The following is an 18,237-nucleotide window of genomic DNA, read 5'->3' as shown; positions in this document are numbered from 1 at the left end:
AGCGTGGTGCGGGTACTGGTGCAGGCGGTGAATTACCGGCTTGGGTTGGGGATGCCGCAAGGCACGAGGGCGACGTTCGGCCGATTTAACTTCCGACCTTTCGCGGGTGAGACTGGTGCCTACGTGGACAATCTGCTCCGCATCGCTCATGGCCAGTTGAGCGCGCAGATCGCGGATCGCCGCGATAGCCGGAGCTATGCTTTTCCAGATCGTGAAGCCGGCGGCGCAGGCGGCAATGATGAACAGGAGAGGCGTTATGACAGTCATGGCGACGACCTTTTTTAACCGTTGTGCTTCCAATCCCCCGGATGCGATTACACCTTGCCCACCTTGGTGCGTATGTGGTCCGACTTGGCCCGTTTGCGTTGGCCACCGTGCGGTCCGTATCGCCGGTTTAAGGTTTCGCTAACCTTTCGAGTTCCGCGCAGTCTGTTGAAATCAATGGAATTCCTAGATTTTGACGGCAAAATGACGTTTAATTGCGATGAGTGGGGGCTATCTTCCCGCATAAAGTCGCGGTAAGGGCAGCGCGCTTGTGCAAATCGGGCCGGGTTTTCCGGTACGCATCATACCGCAGGCAATCCACATGGAAGGCGCACATACCGGTGCCGGAACGGGTCCTCAGGGCCTCGTACGGTTCCAGCTTTCCAGAGGTTCAACCGGAAAGGAAATACATATGGCGGCACCTGTCGTCTCAATGCAGCAGCTTATCGAAGCCGGCGCACACTTCGGTCACCAGACCCACCGCTGGAACCCGCGCATGAAGCCGTACATCTTCGGCGCGCGCAACGGCATACACATCATCGACCTGTCGCAGACTGTGCCGCTGTTCGCGCGGGCGCTGGAATTCGTGCAGTCCACCGTCCAGTCCGGCGGCAAGGTGCTGTTCGTTGGCACCAAGCGCCAAGCGCAGGAGCCGATCGCCCAGGCCGCGCGCGCCTGTGGCCAGCACTTCGTCAACCACCGCTGGCTGGGCGGCATGCTCACCAACTGGAAGACCATCTCGGGCTCGATCAAGCGCTTCAAGGCGCTGGAAGAGCAGCTGGCCGGCGACACCACGGGCCTGACCAAGAAGGAAGTCCTGCAGCTGACGCGCGAGCGTGACAAGCTGGAGCTTTCGCTTGGCGGTATCCGCGACATGGGCGGCATCCCGGACGTTATGTTCGTGATCGACGCCAACAAGGAAGAACTGGCGATCAAGGAAGCCAACGTGCTTGGCATTCCGGTCGTGGCGGTGCTGGACACCAACGTGAACCCGCAGGGCATCGCGTTCCCGATCCCGGGCAACGATGACGCCAGCCGCGCCGTGCGCCTCTATTGTGACGCGATCGCCAAGGCCGCCACCAAGGGGCACCGCGAAGGCGTGATCGACAGCGGCGCCGACATTGGCGCGTTCGACGAGCCGGTGGCCGAAGAAGCCACCGCCGAAGCGACCGCCTGATAGCCGGCCCGACGACACTTTCGTCATGGAATTGTCGCGCGCCGGGTCCAATGGGCCTGGCGCGCATCCATTTGAAGGCCGGCTCACGGTCTTTCATCAAGCAAGAGGATTAAAGCGATGGCTTACACCGCCGCTGACGTGAAGAACCTGCGCGAGCGCACTGGCGCTGGCATGATGGATTGCAAGAAGGCTCTCGACGAGACGAACGGCGATCTGGAAGCCGCCGTGGACGCGCTGCGCGCCAAGGGCCTGGCTGCCGCCGCCAAGAAGTCCAGCCGCACTGCGGCCGAGGGACTGGTCGGCGTGGCCGTTTCGGGCACCAAGGGCGTTGCCGTCGAGGTCAATTCCGAGACCGACTTCGTGGCCAAGAACGACCAATTCCAGGACTTTGTGCGCAAGACCACCGAAGTGGCGCTGGGCGTATCGGGCGATGACGTGGACGCGCTCAAGGCTGCAGCCTACCCCGATGGCGGCACCGTGGCCGACAAACTGACCAACAACGTGGCGACCATCGGCGAGAACCAGCAGGTTCGTCGTCTGAAGACGGTCGAAGTGTCGCAGGGCCTGGTCGTGCCGTACATGCACAATGCCGCCGCGCCCAACCTGGGCAAGATCGGCGTGCTCGTCGCGCTCGAATCGGAAGCCCCGGCTGCCGCGCTCGAAGCGCTGGGCAAGCAGATCGCGATGCATATCGCGGCTGCCTTCCCGTTGGCGCTCAACGCTGACGATCTGGACGCCGACCTGCTCGCCCGCGAACGCAAGATCGCGGAAGAAAAGGCTGCGGAATCGGGCAAGCCCGAAGCCGTGCAGGCCAAGATGGTGGATGGCGCCATCGCCAAGTACGCCAAGGAAAACGCGCTGCTCTCGCAGGTGTTCGTGATGGACAACAAGACCCCGATCCAGCAGGTCGTCGATCAGGCCGGCAAGGATGCGGGCGCCAAGATCGTCCTCAAGGATTATGTGCGCTTCCAGCTGGGCGAAGGCATCGAGAAGGAAGTCTCCGACTTCGCAGCCGAAGTGGCGGCTGCCGTCGCAGGCTGATCTTTTCGATCTACCAGGAATTGAAGGGCCGGGGAGCGTGCTTCTCCGGCCCTTTTTCTATGCGCAGGGGCCAAGGCGGCGCAGTGCGCGATCATGCAGGGCGCTGAGGAAAACAAGCGCGAATGCTGCGCCGACAAGGCACATCAGCATGTCCCACTGGGTGTCCCACGGATCGCCTTGCGTTCCCAGGAAAGCGTCTGCCCCTTGTCCCAGTGCGACTGCAGCACCGAATTCCACCAGTTCGTAGCTGGCGCTGACCCCCAGACAGCAGGCAAGCACCAACGCGGTGATGAGCCTGCCCAGTTTCATGCGACCGTACCGAAGAAGCAGTTCCCGAAACACGATCGCGGGTGTCAATCCTTGCCAGAAGTGCCCGAACCGGTCGTAAGGATTGCGCGCGAGTCCCAGCCAGGCCTGAACATCGTGGCCGATCGGCACCCGAGCGTATGTGTAGGCACCACCCAGCATCAGTACGAGGCCATGCAAGCAGATCAGCGCCAAAGCCAGATCGGTCAGCCGGCGGCGCATCAACCATAATCCCGGCAGCACTATCAGAACCGGCGCGATTTCCATCCACCACGTCACGCGATCGTAGGGACGCAGGCCCGATGCCAAAAGACCCGCAGCCCAGACGATAGTCAGTCCGATCAAACGGAGCGGCCATGCTTTTTCGGGGTACGTAGCATTTGGGGCCATAGCGTAGGTTAGACCAGCGCTTGGCAGAATGTCACCCCGTTTGAAGCCAGTGTCACCGCGCATCGCGAGCCGTTGCTCAATAACAAACATGCATGATTGACTTATTGCAACGTCGGCGTAGCCTTCCGAACGACCCGGCCAGATCCGGGCGCAAACGGAGAGGCTCATCATGCGCGTAGAACTGGCACCCCAACCGCATACCCCCATTCCAGACCTGTCGGCACAATACGCGCCCGAGATCGTGCGGGCAGGCAATGCGTTCGCGATGGCGTTGTACAAGCACGCCACGCTGCCGCTGCGGCTGTTCGAGGCCTGCCGGATCGCCACGGCGGTCATCAACGGCTGCACCGTGTGCATGAACTGGCGCGCGCAACGCGATCTGCGGAGCCTTGGCTTTGATGGTGGCGTGATCGATCAGGGCCATTCACCGGACGAAGCAATGTATCAGGCGGTGCTGCGGGATGACCTGAGCGGTTTGACCGAAAAGGAGCGGCTTGCCGTCCGGTTCTCGCAGAAGATGGGCACCGATCCGCGTGGCCTTGCCGAGGATGAGGCATTCTGGAGCGCGCTGAAAGCGGTGATGACGGATGCCGAGATCGTGGAATTGACGCATTGCGTTGCCGGCTGGATGGCGATGGGCCGCGTAGCCCACGTGCTTGGCGTGGATGGAATCTGCGCGATCGGCGGGCCGCTGGAGGAAGCGGCTTAGTCACTCCTGCGGCTGCGTCGGGATGACGTCGCAGGGGCCAGGCTTATTGCGTGCCGGCGAGGTGCCTAGCACTTCCGACGGCGCTGCACTTGCGACAACGGCGCGGCGTCACGCATCACGGCGATGACGGCGGTGCCCACTTCGCCGCCCAAAGCCCTTGGCAACCGGCGCGCGCGCTCCTAAAGCCGGGCATTCCCCCGCCAACCGGAGATCCAGCGGCATGTCATCCCCCTACAAGCGCGTCCTGCTGAAACTGTCGGGCGAGGTGCTGATGGGGAGCCAGCAATTCGGGATTGATCCCGAATTCGTGGGCGAGCTGGCCAAGGAAGTGAAGGCGGCCAAAGAGACCGGGCTGGAAATCTGCCTGGTCATCGGCGGCGGCAACATCTTTCGCGGCATGGCGGGCGCTGCGCGCGGTATGGACCGGGCGCAGGCAGATTATATGGGCATGCTGGCCACGGTGATGAACGCGCTGGCGATGCAGAACGCACTGGAGCAGATCGGCGTGGAAACGCGCGTGCAATCGGCGGTGCAGATGGACCAGGTTTGCGAGCCGGTGATCCGCCGCCGGGCCGAGCGGCACCTGGAAAAGGGCCGTGTGGTGATCTTTGCCGCCGGCGTTGGCGCGCCGTATTTCACCACCGATTCCGGCGCGGCGCTGCGGGCAGCCGAAATGCGCTGCGACGCGCTGCTCAAGGGCACGAGCGTGGACGGCGTGTATGACAGCGATCCCAAGACCAACCCGAACGCCAAGCGTTACGATGCGGTGGATTATGATACCGTCCTTGCCGATAACCTGAAGGTGATGGACGCCTCCGCCGTGGCGTTGTGCCGCGACAATGCAATTCCGATCGTGGTGTTCTCCATCCGCGAGCAGGGCAATCTTGCCACTGTTCTTGCGGGCGGCGGCACCAAGACGATCGTCCAGAAGGGAGCCTGAGCAATGGCAAAGTACGACAAGGCGGATCTCGAACGCCGCATGCGCGGCGCGGTTGACGCGCTCAAGCACGATCTTTCCGGCCTGCGCACCGGCCGCGCCAACACCGCGCTGCTGGAGCCGATCAACGTCACCGTCTACGGCAGCAGCATGCCGCTGACCTCGGTGGCGACGATTTCCGCGCCCGAGCCGCGGATGCTTTCGGTGCAGGTGTGGGACAAGTCCAACATTGGGCCGGTGGAAAAGGCGATCCGGTCCGCCGGGCTTGGCCTCAACCCGATCAACGATGGCAACACGCTGCGCCTGCCGATCCCGGACCTGACCGAGGATCGGCGCAAGGAACTGGCGAAGCTTGCCAGCCAGTATGCGGAAAAGGCGCGCATCGCCGTGCGCAACGTGCGCCGTGACGGCATGGAAAACCTGAAGGCCGACGAGAAGAAGAACGAGATTTCCGAGGACGAGCGCAAGCGCGCCGAAACCGAAGTGCAGAAGCTGACCGACGATGTGATCAAAAGCCTCGACGAGGAGTTTGCGCGCAAGGAAAAGGAAATCCTGGGCAAGTGAGGCCAGCGCGCCTCGCTGCGAAGGATACCTGATGGCAACTTCCGAACCTGTGCGCGCCCGGCATGTCGCCATCATCATGGATGGCAACGGCCGCTGGGCGAAAAAGCGCCACCTGCCGCGTGCGCTGGGCCACCAGCGCGGCGTGGACGCGGTGCGCCGGGTGGTGCGCGGTGCGCGCGAACTCGGGGTGGAGGCGCTGACGCTGTACGCCTTCTCGACCGAGAACTGGCGCCGGCCCGAGGAAGAAATTTCCGACCTGATGGGCCTGATGAAGCGCTTCATCCTGTCTGACCTGGATGAGTTCGCGGCTGCCGGTGTCAGGCTCAAGATTATTGGCGATTACAAGGCTTTCCGGCCCGATGTTGTCGAACTGGTTGAAGGCGCCGTCGCCCGCACAGCGGATAACAGCGGCACAACGCTGGCCGTCGCGCTCAATTACGGGGCGCAGGACGAGATTGCGCGCGCGGCCATCAAGGCGGCGGCAAAAGGGGCAATCACGCCTGATACCATCGCGGCCGAACTCGACACCGCCGATCTTCCCCCGCTCGACCTGCTGATCCGCACGTCGGGCGAGGTGCGGTTGTCGAACTTCCTGCTGTGGCAGGCTGCCTACGCCGAATTGCTGTTCACCGATGTGCTGTGGCCGGACTTTTCGGTCGATCACCTGCGCGATGCGCTCGAAATGTTCGCCAACCGCGATCGCCGCTATGGTGGGCGCTGAGGTGGTGGTGGCCTTGCGGAAAGAAACGCGATGAGCAGGCCGTCGGATCTGGGCATTCGCACCGCCTCCGCGCTGGTGATGGTGGCGGTAGCCGGCATCGCAGTATGGGCAGGCGGGCCGGTCTGGGTCGCTTTTGTGTGCGCGGTGGCGGTGGGCGTGCTGTGGGAATGGATACGCCTTGCCCGCGCGATCGTGGCGGGGCCGGGCGCACGCGCCGCATGGAATTTTGCCGGGATGCTCTATGTCGGCATTGGTGCGGCGATGCTGCTGTTCCTGCACAATCCGGCCTTCACGCTGGTGCCGCTCGGCACGGTGCTGGTAACCGTGATCGCGGTGGACGTGGGCGCTTATTTTACCGGGCGGACGTTGCGCGGGCCCAAGATCGCCCCGTCGATCAGCCCGTCCAAGACCTGGTCGGGCCTGCTGGGCGGCGTGCTGGGGGCAACCCTGGCGCTGTTTGGTGTAGGGCGCTTGTGGCAGGAGGGGGCGATTGCGCTGCACCCCGATGGCGTCGCCGCCGATCGGCTGGCGTGCCTGGGAAGCCAGCCCTGCAGCTACCTGACCATCGGCCCTGCGCAGTTATTTGTACTGTGCCTCGCCATCGGCATCGCGGCGGCGATCTGCGCGCAGGCGGGCGATTTCTTTCAAAGCTGGATGAAACGGCGCGCCGGGGTGAAGGATTCGGGCAACCTCATTCCCGGCCACGGTGGCTTGTTCGACCGGGTTGACGGACTGCTTGCCGTCCTGTTCGCATTGAGCGTGATGATCGTGTATTACGCCCGATGACCATGGTGCGTACCCTTACCGTTCTTGGCGCGACCGGATCGATCGGCGCGTCCACGCTGGATCTGATCCGGCGCAACCGCGATGACTGGCGCGTGATCGCGCTTACCGCACATGCCAATGCGGTCGAACTGGCGCGGCTGGCGATCGAGTTTTGTGCCGAAATCGCGGTGGTGGCGGACGAGGCGGCATTGCCCGCGCTGCGAGACGCGCTGGCGGGCTCTGGCATCGCCGCGGCCGGGGGCGAGAGCGCGCTGGTCGAAGCGGCAGCGCGCGGCGCGGACGTGACGGTGGCAGCGATCGTGGGCTGTGCAGGTCTGGCGCCGACGATGGCAGCGATCGAGCAGGGCGGCGTGATCGCGCTTGCCAACAAGGAAGCGCTGGTTTCCGCCGGCGAAGTAATGATCGCGGCGGTTGCCCGCCACGGCGCGACGCTGCTCCCGGTCGATTCCGAACACAACGCGATTTTTCAATGCCTTGCTGGCAACGACACGGCGCATGTGCGCTGGATCACGCTGACCGCGAGCGGCGGCCCGTTCCGCGACTGGACGTGGGACCGGCTGGTCGCGGCAACGCCCGCCGAAGCGGTGCGCCATCCCAACTGGAGCATGGGGGCCAAGATCAGCGTCGATTCCGCCACCATGTTCAACAAGGGCCTTGAACTGATCGAGGCGCACCACCTGTTTCCCGTCGGGCTAGACCGCCTGCGCATCATCGTGCACCCCCAGTCGGTAGTGCATTCGATGGTCGAGTATCGCGACGGCTCGACGCTGGCGCAGCTTGGCCCTTCTGACATGCGCGTGCCGATCGCCTCCGCGCTGGCATGGCCCGGACGCATGGACACACCGTGCACCCCGCTTGATCTGGCCGAAATCGGATCGCTGACGTTCCGCAAGCCTGACGAGGAGCGCTTTCCAGCAACGCGACTGGCGCGCGAAGCGGCGCAGGCCGGTGGATCCATCCCCGCCGTGCTCAACGCCGCGAACGAGATCGCGGTGGCGACCTTCCTGGCCGGTCAGACTGCGTTCACCCGCATCGCCGCACATGTGGAAGACGTGCTCGGTTCCTACGCGCCGCCGCCGCCTGCCTGCCTGTCCGACGTGTTCGACGTTGATCGTGAGGCACGGGCGAGGGCGCGCGCGGTAGTGGCCGGGTCATGAGAGAGGTTTCAGCTTGAGCGCATCACCGGGCCTACTGACGACGATTTTCGCGTTCCTGCTGGTCCTGGGGCCGCTGGTGCTGATCCATGAACTGGGCCACTATCTGGTGGGGCGGCTGTTCAGCGTGAAGGCTGACGCATTCTCGATCGGCTTCGGTAAGGAACTGGTGGGCTGGACCGACCGGCGCGGCACTCGCTGGAAGCTGTCGCTGCTGCCGCTGGGCGGCTACGTCCAGTTCGCTGGCGACATGAACCCGGCGAGCGCGCCCAGCGCTGCGGACGATGGGCTGACCCCGGCGGAGCGGGCGCGCACGTTTCACGTCAAGCCTTTGTGGCAGCGCGCGCTGATCGTGCTGGCCGGTCCGATGACCAACCTCATCTTGTGCATCGGCATTTTCGCGGCGTTCTTCGCCGTGTATGGACGCGTGGTCGCCGACCCCGAGATCAGCGGCTTTTCGGCCGATTCCCCCGCGCAGCGGGCGGGGCTTCGCCTCGGTGACAAGATTGCCGCGATCGACGGCGAGAAAGTGGAAAGCGCCACCGACATCGGCCCACGGACCGCGTATTTTCCGGGCAAGACGTTGTCGGTCGTGGTCGAGCGGGCCGGGCGCACGCTGGTCGTGCCCGTCACTTTGGCAACGCGCGAATTGAGCGATCAGTTCGGCAACAAGGCCGAAGTGGGCGACCTTGGCGTGGAAATGCTGCCACCGGTGGTTGGCGGGTTCTATGGAGATTCGCCGGCCGAAAATGCGGGCATGCAGATCGGCGACCGGATCGTGGCGGTGAACGGCGTTGCCGTCGCCGGGTTCGGAGATATTCCCCGTCTTATCCGGCCCAACGCCGGCCGCACCGCGCAGATCACCGTGCTACGCGGTACGAAGCGCCTGACGCTTGCCGTGCAGATCACCGAGGCGTCCATCCCCAACGCCGCCGGCCAGCTTGAAAAAGTGGGACAGATCGGTGTGCGCGCAGGGCGATTGGAAAAGCCCGGTCCGATCGGTGCGATCGGCTTGGGTGTGGATCAGAGCCTGAAGGTCGTGGATGGCATGGTGACCGGGATCGGTCAGATCTTCACCGGCGAGCGGTCGGTGCGCGAACTGGGCGGTCCGGTCAAGATCGCGCAGTACTCCGGACAGCAATTCAGCCTGGGCTGGGAGGCGTTCGTCACCTTTGCTGCGCTGATCTCGATTAATTTGGCGTTCATCAATCTGCTGCCAATTCCGGGGCTCGACGGGGGCCACCTTGCCTTTTACGCGGCGGAATTCGTGCGGCGCAGGCCGCTGGGCGTCCGCAGCCAGGAATGGGCGGTCCGCACCGGGGTGGCGCTGGTGCTGGCCCTTATGATCTTCGTAACCTTGAACGATCTGGTTTCGCTGAGGCTTTTCGGGGGATAGCGGGAAGGATTTCATCGGCGATCACAATGTCGCCGGGTTTGTCTGCTTGATTGCTCGCGCTCCATCGGGCAGATGGCAGCGATCGCCTGAAGGTTGGGTGCGCACCTGGCAGGTGGTCTTCTTTCATCGCGAAAGCGAATACAGGATTTTGCGTAGAATGATGGGATGGGAAATGGTTCGCACGCCGGACAGCCGTTGGGCTTCCAAAGTTGCGACGGTGCTGCTTGGCACCACGATCCTTGCCGGCGTGCCGATCGAGGCTGCCGCGCAGGCGGCCCAGACGCAAGACGCCAAGACCGCGGCGCCATTGACCCGTGCCACCAAGGGCGCCCGCGTGCCGGTGCCGGCAGAGCCTGCAACGCCCGCCCCGGCAGCGGCCCCTGCGCCCGCGCAGGAAGGTCAGCCGATCCAGACGATCCTGGTGAAGGGCGCCGAGCGGCTTGAGCCGCAGACGGTGCTGTCATACATCAAACTGCGCGTGGGCCAGAACTACAACAAGGCCGTGGCGGATGCCGCGCTCAAGGATTTGTACGAAACCGAGCTGTTCAAAGACGCGCAGATCAGTTTCGACAACGGCGTGGTGACGATCCAGGTTCAGGAGAACCCGGTGGTCAACCGCATCGTGCTTGAGGGCAACAAGCGCATCAAGGACGAAAAGATCCTGCCCGAGATCAAGATCGCGCCGCGCCAGATCTTTACGCGCTCCAAGGTGCGCGCCGACGTTGCCCGCATTCTGGAACTGTACAAGCGGCAGGGCCGCTATGCCGCGACGGTCGAGCCCAAGATGGTCGCGCTCGACCAGAACCGCGTCGACATCATTTTCGAGATCACCGAGGGCGACAAGTCCAAGGTCCGCCAGATCAACATCATCGGCAACGAGCATTTCTCCGAAGGGGAACTGCGCAGTCAGATGGTGACCAAGCAGGCGCGCTTCACCCGCCTGTTCAGCTCGGGCACCAGCTACGATCCCGATCGCATGGCGTTCGACCAGCAGAAGCTGCGCCAGTTCTACCTGACGCAAGGCTATGCGGACTTCCGCGTTGTGTCCGCCGTGGCCGAACTGACGCCGGACAAGAAGGACTTCATCATCACCTACGTGGTGGAGGAAGGGAAGCGCTACAAGTTCGGCGACGTCAAGGTCGAGAGCCAGCTGCGCGAACTGGACGGCGACAAGCTGGCCAAGAACCTGCCGATGCACAAGGGTGACTGGTACAACGCCAAGCAGGTCGAAGACACGATCGACAGCCTGAACGAGGTTGCCGGTTCGCTGGGCTATGCGTTCGCCGACGTGCGGCCGCAGTACGACCGCGACAAGGAAAACCTCACGATGGGGATTACCTTCCTGATTCAGGAAGCCCCGCGCGTGTATGTCGAAAAGATCAACATCAACGGCAATACCTTGACGCAGGACAAGGTGATCCGCCGCGAATTCCGGCTTGCGGAAGGCGATGCGTTCAACTCGCTGCAGGTCAAGCGTTCGACCAACCGCATCAAGTCGCTCGGCTACTTCCAGGAGAAGTTCGAGGTCGAGCAGAAGCCGGGCAGCGCCGACGACCGGATCGTCCTGGAAGCCAACGTCGAGGAAAAGCCGACCGGCGAACTGCAGCTGTCCGCGGGCTTCTCCAGCATCGAAAGTTTCATCTTCCAGGCCTCCATCCGCCAGCGCAACTTCCGTGGGCGTGGGCAGACCGTCGGCCTGTCGGGCAGCATCTCGCGCTATTCCAAGAGTGTGGAAGCCAGCTTCGTCGAGCCATATCTGTTCGACAAGAACGTGTCGCTGGGCGTGAATATCTATCGCCGCGATTACAACAGCTTCAACTACACCAACACCGATCGCAACACGACGTATCAGCAGTCCACCACCGGCATGCAGATTCGCGCCGGTGTGCCGCTGACCGAATACCTGACGGCGGTTGCAAGCTACACGCTGAACTATGATGACGTCAGCCTTGATAAAGACACGTATTACACGTTCCGCCAGGATCCGACGCAGCTGACCTGCGATCCGATTCTCGCGGGCCGGTATTTATGTGACGCCATCGGCAAGCGGTTGAGCTCGATCATCGGCGGATCGCTGATCTACGATACGCTCGACAACCGTCAGCGTCCGACGCGCGGCCTGACCGCGTCGATCAACGCGGACTTTGCCGGGCTTGGCGGCGATGTGAAGTATGTGCGCCTGCGCGGCAACGCCACCAAGTTCAAGAACCTGGGCAAGGGCTTCATCTTCTCGCTCACCGCAGAAGGTGGGGCGATCAAGGGGCTGAACGGGCAGGATATCCGCCTGACCGACCGGTTCTATCTGGGCCAGCCGGACTTGCGCGGGTTTGCCATCCGCGGCATCGGCCCGCGTGTGCTACGCAAGAACATCGTTGATGGCGTGGTGTCGACCAGCCGCAACGACTGGACTGACGATGCGCTGGGCGGCAAGTATTACTACAAAGGCCGCGCTGAGCTGGAAATTCCGCTCGGCGCGGGTGCCCGTGAGATGGGTCTGCGCCCCTCGATCTTTGCCGATGTGGGTGCGGTGTGGGGCGTGAAGGCGCCGGCAACTACCAATTGCAACCCCGGGTGCTATCCAACCTACACGCAAACCGCATCTGACGGCACGACCACTATCGTCACGTCGCCTACCAACACGGTTACCGGAGCTGCCAACGTTGCCACTGGCGCGTACCAGTACTCTTTCGTGGAGCAGTTCGTTGGCGATACATGGAAGCCGCGTGTTGCGGTTGGTATCGGCGTAAATTGGAACTCGCCGTTCGGTCCGTTCCGCATCGACTTCTCGCGCGTCCTGCTCAAGCAGGAAGGCGATGATCCAAAGGCCTTCTCTTTCAACGTGGGAACCCAGTTCTGATGACCATCAAGACCAAGACAGTCGCACTGGCCGCCGGCCTCGTGATCGCCGCCGCGTCCGCGCAGCCCGCACTGGCGGCCAAGCCTGCCGCAGCGGCCGCAGCACCCGCCGCTGGCGGCGGCACCATCGTGCAGGGCCTGGGCGTTGCCAGCTTCGATGCCGTGATCGCCAACTCCAATGCGTACAAGACCGCCGAAACCCAGCGCCAGACCACGTACAAGGCGCAGCTTGACCAGGCGCAGGCCCGCCAGAATGCGCTGAACGCCCAGATCAAGCCGATGGTGGACAAGTTCAACGCCGACCGTCAGGGCGGCAAGGTCAGCCAGGCCGCGCTTGAGCAGCAGGCCGGCGCGATCCAGCAACTGCAGGAAAGCGGCAAGGCCGAGCTGCAGCGCATGCTCCAGCCGGTCGGCCTGTCGCAGGCCTATGTGCAGGAGCAGATCGAGGACAAGCTGAACGGCGCGGTCAAAACCGCCATGGCCGCGCGCGGCGTATCGATCCTGCTTTCGCCCGACGCCATCCTGGCCGTCAACGGCGGGGCTTACAATCTCAATCAGGACATCTTGAACGCGCTGAACGCCGCGCTGCCTTCGGCGCAGATCGTGCCGCCGGCCGGTTGGGAGCCGCGCCAGATCCGCGAGCAGCGCGCGCAGGCAGCGGCGCAGGGACAAGCGCCGGCGCCGGCAGCTGGTGCCGCCGCTCCTTCTGGTCGCTGATCGACCGGAGCAGGGCATGAGCGATACGGCCTACGACACCGCGAAGATCCTTGCGGCGCTTCCGCACCGCTATCCGATGCTGCTGGTGGACCGCGTGGTCTCCCTTTCCGAAGAGGAGGGGATCCATGCGGTCAAGGCCGTCAGCTTCAACGAGGACTTCTTCCAGGGGCATTTCCCGGGCCGTCCGATCATGCCCGGCGTCCTCCAGATCGAGGCACTGGCGCAGGCAGCCGGCATCCTTGCGGTCGAAAGCCTCGGCCTCGCCGGGACTGGCAAGCTGGTCTATTTCATGGCAATCGAGGATGCCAAGTTCCGCAGCCCGGTAACGCCGGGTCACCTGCTCACCTTGCGCGCCGGCTTCGTTCAGAAGCGCGCACGGGTGTGCAAGTTCTGGGGCAAGGCGTCGATCGAGGACAAGGTGACCTGCGAGGTGAACTTCACCGCCATGATCGCAGACAGTTAGGGCCGATTGCGCGGGCTCTTGCGTTTTTGCTATTCTCGCGGTAAGCGCGCGCCTTTCCGAAGGCAGGCCGGTTGGAACCGGCCACATCTGAAAGAGACATACCATGAAGGCCGACACCCATCCCGACTATCACACCATCACGGTGCAGATGACCGACGGCAGCACGTTCCAGACCCGCTCCACCTGGGGCAAGGAAGGCGACACGCTGGTTCTGGACATCGATCCCACCTCGCACCCGGCATGGACCGGCGGCAAGGCGCAGCTGCAGGATGGTGGCCGCGTGGCACAGTTCAATAAGCGTTTCGGCGGTCTGTCGCTCAAGCGCTGATAGCGTTGCGGCTGCGGGCCGCAGTGCGTATCGAATCAAAAGGGCGGTCCTGCGGGGCCGCCCTTTTCGTTTGCGGATTTGTGCCACAGGAACTTTCGCCAGTTCGGCGCGATTGCTTTCTGTCAAAGGGGCTGACAACGCTCCTCCATCGCATTGCCCGCCGCCCGATATCGGAGACCTGAGATGAGCTGTAGCCTTTCCTTTCGCACCGCCCCGTTGAAAATCGCCCTCGCCGCCGGCCTGCTGACGGTCGGCGCTGCCGCTTCCGCCCAGGCGGCGCACGATCACGCCGCGATGGCCGCCCCCGCTGCCACGGCACCCACCGTGCGCGCCGACGTAATTGGCCTGGACGGCAAGAAGCTGGGCGTGGTTTTGCTCCAGCAGACGCCTGCCGGTGTCCTCGTCACTGCCAATGTCAAGGGGCTGCCCGCCGGTGAGCACGGCTTCCATTTCCACCAGAAAGGCCTGTGTCAACCCGCCACCAAGTTCGACAGCGCTGGCGGCCACTTCGCTGGTGGAGACCATCAACATGGCTACATGAGCGCGAAGGGCCCGCACGGCGGTGACATGCCGAACCAGCGTGTGGGCGCGGACGGTGTGCTGGAAACGCAGATACTCAACACCGGCGTCACGCTGTCGTCCGGGCTCAAGTCTCTGGTCGGCGCGGACGGCTCGGCGCTGGTCATTCACGCCGCCGCTGACGATTACGCCAGCCAGCCATCGGGCAACGCCGGCGGGCGCATCGCCTGCGCCGTGATCGCGCCGCCGAAGTAGGCGCTGGCCTGGCGGTCATCCGTGAAAAATCGGTGCGGGCTGAGCCTCACGCCCATTTTTGCTTTGCAAGTCCGCCCGCCATGTGCAAATGCGCGCTCCCGCACCGGATGCGCGCATTTGCGTTCCATTCGGTGATGGTGACGGCGGACGCGATGTCCTGGCCGTGTGGCGATCGTAGCTCAGTTGGTTAGAGCGCCGGTTTGTGGTACCGGAGGTCGTGGGTTCGAACCCCATCGGTCGCCCCATTTCTCCACTGAAATACAGTGTGCACTCTTGCGGAAAGCCGCTAAAATCACGCCAATGCCATGAGAGCCACTTGCTCCTTTTCCCGCTCGCTATAGAAGCGCGGGTGACATGCATGGCCTTGCCAATCCCGCCCGGTTTCTGCGCATGGCGCGCTGGCTGATGCCCCTGTGCATGGGCGTGGGCGTACTCGTGGCGGCGGCAGCGCTGGGCTGGGGCGTGTTCCTCGCCCCGGCCGAGCGACTGCAGGGAGAGACGGTGCGGATCATGTACCTGCATGTGCCGGCCGCGTGGCTGGGGATGGCCGGCTGGATCGGGATAGCCGGCGCAAGTTTTGCCGAACTGGTCTGGCGCCATCCGCTGTCCGTGATCGCCGCGCGCGCCTGCGCGGTGCCCGGCGCGGTATTTACCGCCCTGTGTCTGGTCACCGGGTCGCTCTGGGGACGTCCGGCATGGGGCACATGGTGGGTGTGGGACGGGCGGCTGACCAGCATGCTGGTACTGCTGTTTCTATATTTCGGCTGGCTGGCCCTGGCGCAAGCCAGCGAGGCGGCGGACGGCGGGCAAAGCCGCGCCCCGGCGATCTTCGGGTTGGTGGGCGCAGTGAATATTCCGATCATCCATTATTCGGTCATCTGGTGGAACAGCCAGCACCAGCCCCCCAGCATCACGCTGGGCAAGTCTGCGATCAGCGGCGATTTCCTGTGGCCGCTGTTGCTGGCAATGCTGGGCTTCACGCTGATCTTCGCCGGATGCGTGCTGGCGCGGATGCGGGCGCTATTGGCCACCCGGCAGGCCGACGCGCGGCTGCGGCGCAAGGCGCTGGGCGCGGTTGAGGCGTTCTGATGCGTGAGGCGATGGACCCCTGGTCGTTCGTGATCGCCGCTTATGCCATCGGCATCGGCGCGACGCTGGGCATGATCGGCTGGTCCTTGCTGACGATGCGCCGCGCTGAAAAGCGCCGCGACGCGGCCCGGAAACGCTGATGGCAGGGACGGTCAAGGCCAAGCATCAGCGTCTGGTGCTCCTGGCAATCGCGCTGGTAGTGCTGGTGGCGGCGGTGTTGCTGTCCGCGTGGGCGCTGCGTAATCAGGCCAGTTATTTCTATGTGCCCAGCGACATCGTCGCCCGTCCGCCAGAGCCGGATCGCGCCGTCAGGCTGGGCGGCATGGTGGAAAAAGGCTCGCTCAAGACCGCGGCGGACGGGGTAACGATCCATTTCGTGGTCAGCGATGGCAAGGCGCACGTGCCGGTGGTGTTCCGCGGCATCGTGCCGTCACTGTTTGTCGAAGGATCGGGCGTGGTGGCGGAAGGCAAGATGGGCACCAGCGGCACGTTCGTGGCCGACAACCTGCTGGCCAAGCATGATGAAAACTATGTCCCGCGCGAAATGCAGAACATGACCCGCGCGCAGGCCAAGCAAGTGGTGGCGGAAACGCAATGATCGCCGAACTGGGCCTGGCCGCCTTGTGGCTTGCCGCCGCGCTGGCCGCGCTGCAACTCGTTGCCGGAGTGTTGGGGCTGACGGTGCGCGGGGCCAGCCTAGGCGATGCGGTGCGCCCGGTGGCTATCGTGCAGGGGCTGCTGGCGCTGCTGGCGTTCGCCTGCCTCGTCTATGTGTTTGCCGTCACCGATCTGTCGGTGAAGCTGGTCGCGCTCAATTCGCATTCGATGAAACCGCTGATCTACAAGATCGCCGGGACTTGGGGCAATCACGAAGGCTCGATGCTGCTGTGGGTCACGGTGATGGGCCTTGGCGGCGGCTTCGTGGCGCTGGTGGAGCGGCGGCTGCCGGAACGCACAATGCTGGCTACGCTGGCCGGGCAGGCGTTCGTGAGCCTGGGTTTCTATGGTTTCCTGCTGATCGCGTCCAACCCGTTCGAGCGGCTTTCTCCGGTGCCGGCGGAAGGCAACGGCCTCAACCCGCTGCTGCAGGACCTGGGCCTCGCGTTCCATCCGCCCACGCTGTATCTGGGCTACGTCGGGCTCTCCATCGCCTTCAGTTTCGCCATTGGCGCGCTGGTGACGCGCGAGGTGGGACCGGCTTTCGCGCGCGCAATGCGCCCCTGGGTGCTGGGCGCGTGGATATTCCTGACCATCGGCATCACCGCCGGCTCCTATTGGGCCTATTACGAACTGGGCTGGGGCGGCTGGTGGTTCTGGGACCCGGTGGAGAACGCCTCGCTGATGCCGTGGCTGGCGGCGACCGCGCTGCTGCACTCCGTCAGCGTGCTGGCATCGCGCGATGCCTTGCGAGCGTGGACGATCATGCTGGGCGTCATCGCCTTTTCGATGTCGATGATCGGCACGTTTCTGGTGCGCTCCGGCATTCTGACCAGCGTTCACGCTTTCGCCGTCGATCCGCAGCGCGGCACGTTCATTCTGGTGCTGCTGGCGATCTACATCGGCGGCGCGCTGGCGCTGTTCGGGCTGCGGGCGGGCACCGTGGCGGAGGGTGAGCGCTTTGCGCCCGTAAGCCGCGAAGCCGCGCTGGTGTTCAACAATGTGATGCTGTGCGCGATCCTGGGCATCGTGCTGTTTGGCACGCTGTATCCGCTGCTGGCCGAAGCGATGGGCGCGAAAGTCTCGGTCGGGCCGCCGTATTTCAACCCCATGAGCGCGCTGTTCGCGGTGCCGATGCTGGTGGTGCTGATGGTGGGGCCGTTGCTGCGCTGGCGGCGCGATACGTTCGCGCGGGTGGGCCGGCTGCTGGTGATCCCGGCCATGCTGGTGATCGCCGCGGGGATTTTGGTGGTGGTGATCGGCGGCGCGCCGCTGCTGCCGTTCATCGGACTGGTGTTGGCGGCCGGCCTCGCGTGGGCAAGCGTGCTGCCGCTGAAAGGGCGCAATCTGCGCCGCGTGCCGTTGCCGGTGTGGGGCATGGTGATCGCCCATTTCGGCATAGCGGTTTCGCTGTTCGGGATGAGCAGCGAAAGCGCGTTCTCGATAGAAAAGCTGGTGGCGCTGCGGGCGGGCGAGGTGACCCAGGTGGGCCCGTGGGACGTGAAGCTGGATAGCGTGGAGCCGGTGGCCGGCCCTAACTGGACCGCGCTGGAGGCGCGCCTGCTGGTGCGGTACGGCGACGACGGCAAGGTTACGCAGATGCTGCCGCAGGCGCGTGGCTTCTGGGCGCCGCCGCAGCAGACCAGCGAATCCGCGCTGCTCACGCGCTGGAACGGGCAACTGTACACGGTGCTGGGCGGCGAAGCGCCGGCGGCGCGGCAGGCCGGCGATCGCTGGCAGCTGCGGTTGTGGTGGAAGCCGTTCGCGCCGCTGATCTGGGGCGGCGGATTGCTGATCGCGCTGGGCGGGGTGTTGGCGCTGCTGGGCCGCGCAGCCGCTGATCTCAAGCGCATTTCGGTGAAAGACAAGATCGCCTCCCGCCGGGAACGACAGGGCCGATGAGTGCGC

At 64.3% G+C, this 18,237-nt stretch carries 20 protein-coding genes and 1 tRNA gene; 20 read left to right on the top strand and 1 reads right to left on the bottom strand.

The features are described 5' to 3' along the window. Positions 1-3 precede the first annotated feature (3 nt). The 3 genes from ASE49_RS18180 (at position 4) to tsf (ending at position 2,482) form a co-directional block, all read left to right on the top strand. On the top strand, positions 4-285 hold the full coding sequence (locus tag ASE49_RS18180; protein WP_156370204.1) for a hypothetical protein: 282 nt from the start codon (positions 4-6) through the stop codon (positions 283-285). 391 nt (positions 286-676) lie between these two features. After that, on the top strand, positions 677-1,441 hold the full coding sequence (gene rpsB / locus ASE49_RS08085; protein WP_056770262.1) for a 30S ribosomal protein S2: 765 nt from the start codon (positions 677-679) through the stop codon (positions 1,439-1,441). 117 nt (positions 1,442-1,558) lie between these two features. Next, positions 1,559-2,482 carry a translation elongation factor Ts gene (gene tsf / locus ASE49_RS08080; protein WP_056770259.1) on the top strand — a complete coding sequence of 308 codons (924 nt, stop codon included), beginning with the start codon at positions 1,559-1,561 and terminating at the stop codon, positions 2,480-2,482. Between the two features lie 57 nt (positions 2,483-2,539). On the opposite strand, the gene ASE49_RS08075 is transcribed toward tsf, so the two are convergent. After that, positions 2,540-3,133, bottom strand: a complete 594-nt coding sequence (locus tag ASE49_RS08075) for a DUF2238 domain-containing protein (RefSeq protein ID WP_235522886.1) — start codon at positions 3,131-3,133, stop codon at positions 2,540-2,542. 214 nt (positions 3,134-3,347) lie between these two features. Here ASE49_RS08075 and ASE49_RS08070 point away from each other — a divergent pair, with 214 nt between their 5' ends. The 17 genes from ASE49_RS08070 to ASE49_RS07995 all read left to right on the top strand — a co-directional run bounded on the left by ASE49_RS08070 (position 3,348) and on the right by ASE49_RS07995 (position 18,231). Beyond that, a complete protein-coding gene (locus tag ASE49_RS08070) occupies positions 3,348-3,887 on the top strand; it encodes a carboxymuconolactone decarboxylase family protein (protein WP_056770255.1) in 540 nt (179 codons plus the stop codon). Between the two features lie 220 nt (positions 3,888-4,107). Then, positions 4,108-4,827 (top strand): UMP kinase, encoded by a 720-nt coding sequence (pyrH, locus tag ASE49_RS08065; RefSeq protein ID WP_056770251.1) that lies wholly within the window; start codon positions 4,108-4,110, stop codon positions 4,825-4,827. A gap of 3 nt (positions 4,828-4,830) precedes the next feature. After that, positions 4,831-5,388, top strand: a complete 558-nt coding sequence (gene frr / locus ASE49_RS08060) for a ribosome recycling factor (RefSeq protein WP_056770248.1) — start codon at positions 4,831-4,833, stop codon at positions 5,386-5,388. Between the two features lie 31 nt (positions 5,389-5,419). Next, positions 5,420-6,109 carry a polyprenyl diphosphate synthase gene (uppS, locus tag ASE49_RS08055; protein ID WP_056770245.1) on the top strand — a complete coding sequence of 230 codons (690 nt, stop codon included), beginning with the start codon at positions 5,420-5,422 and terminating at the stop codon, positions 6,107-6,109. Between the two features lie 30 nt (positions 6,110-6,139). Next, positions 6,140-6,895, top strand: a complete 756-nt coding sequence (locus tag ASE49_RS08050) for a phosphatidate cytidylyltransferase (protein ID WP_056770243.1) — start codon at positions 6,140-6,142, stop codon at positions 6,893-6,895. 2 nt (positions 6,896-6,897) lie between these two features. After that, on the top strand, positions 6,898-8,052 hold the full coding sequence (gene dxr / locus ASE49_RS08045) for a 1-deoxy-D-xylulose-5-phosphate reductoisomerase (RefSeq protein WP_056770985.1): 1,155 nt from the start codon (positions 6,898-6,900) through the stop codon (positions 8,050-8,052). A gap of 13 nt (positions 8,053-8,065) precedes the next feature. Further along, positions 8,066-9,445: an RIP metalloprotease RseP gene (gene rseP / locus ASE49_RS08040; RefSeq protein ID WP_056770239.1), complete on the top strand. Its 1,380-nt coding sequence runs from the start codon at positions 8,066-8,068 to the stop codon at positions 9,443-9,445. 157 nt (positions 9,446-9,602) lie between these two features. Then, positions 9,603-12,302: an outer membrane protein assembly factor BamA gene (gene bamA, locus ASE49_RS08035; protein WP_156370202.1), complete on the top strand. Its 2,700-nt coding sequence runs from the start codon at positions 9,603-9,605 to the stop codon at positions 12,300-12,302. Continuing rightward, entirely contained in the window at positions 12,302-13,018 is a 717-nt protein-coding gene (locus tag ASE49_RS08030; protein WP_056770236.1) for an OmpH family outer membrane protein, read from the top strand. Before bamA ends, ASE49_RS08030 begins: the two co-directional genes overlap by 1 nt. Positions 13,019-13,034: 16 nt before the next feature. Then, positions 13,035-13,481, top strand: a complete 447-nt coding sequence (fabZ, locus tag ASE49_RS08025) for a 3-hydroxyacyl-ACP dehydratase FabZ (RefSeq protein WP_056770233.1) — start codon at positions 13,035-13,037, stop codon at positions 13,479-13,481. A 103-nt stretch (positions 13,482-13,584) separates the two neighbouring features. Next, positions 13,585-13,809, top strand: a complete 225-nt coding sequence (gene rpmE / locus ASE49_RS08020) for a 50S ribosomal protein L31 (RefSeq protein ID WP_056770229.1) — start codon at positions 13,585-13,587, stop codon at positions 13,807-13,809. A 183-nt stretch (positions 13,810-13,992) separates the two neighbouring features. Next, entirely contained in the window at positions 13,993-14,583 is a 591-nt protein-coding gene (locus tag ASE49_RS08015; protein WP_056770226.1) for a superoxide dismutase family protein, read from the top strand. 168 nt (positions 14,584-14,751) lie between these two features. Further along, positions 14,752-14,828, top strand: a tRNA-His gene (locus ASE49_RS08010). A 109-nt stretch (positions 14,829-14,937) separates the two neighbouring features. After that, positions 14,938-15,672 (top strand): heme ABC transporter permease CcmC, encoded by a 735-nt coding sequence (gene ccmC / locus ASE49_RS08005; RefSeq protein WP_056770221.1) that lies wholly within the window; start codon positions 14,938-14,940, stop codon positions 15,670-15,672. Then, positions 15,672-15,812 carry a hypothetical protein gene (locus tag ASE49_RS18530; protein WP_200921995.1) on the top strand — a complete coding sequence of 47 codons (141 nt, stop codon included), beginning with the start codon at positions 15,672-15,674 and terminating at the stop codon, positions 15,810-15,812. The genes ccmC and ASE49_RS18530 overlap by 1 nt, the downstream gene beginning before the upstream one ends. Beyond that, complete coding sequence (gene ccmE / locus ASE49_RS08000; protein ID WP_056770218.1) at positions 15,812-16,270, top strand: cytochrome c maturation protein CcmE; 459 nt, start codon at positions 15,812-15,814, stop codon at positions 16,268-16,270. Before ASE49_RS18530 ends, ccmE begins: the two co-directional genes overlap by 1 nt. Next, the gene (locus ASE49_RS07995; protein WP_056770215.1) at positions 16,267-18,231 is read left to right on the top strand and encodes a heme lyase CcmF/NrfE family subunit; all 1,965 of its coding nucleotides are present in this window, start codon (positions 16,267-16,269) and stop codon (positions 18,229-18,231) included. The genes ccmE and ASE49_RS07995 overlap by 4 nt, the downstream gene beginning before the upstream one ends. Positions 18,232-18,237: the final 6 nt, after the last annotated feature.

It is taken from the genome of Novosphingobium sp. Leaf2, assembly GCF_001421325.1.
Lineage (GTDB): Bacteria > Pseudomonadota > Alphaproteobacteria > Sphingomonadales > Sphingomonadaceae > Novosphingobium.
This window is presented reverse-complemented; position numbering and strand designations above follow the sequence as displayed.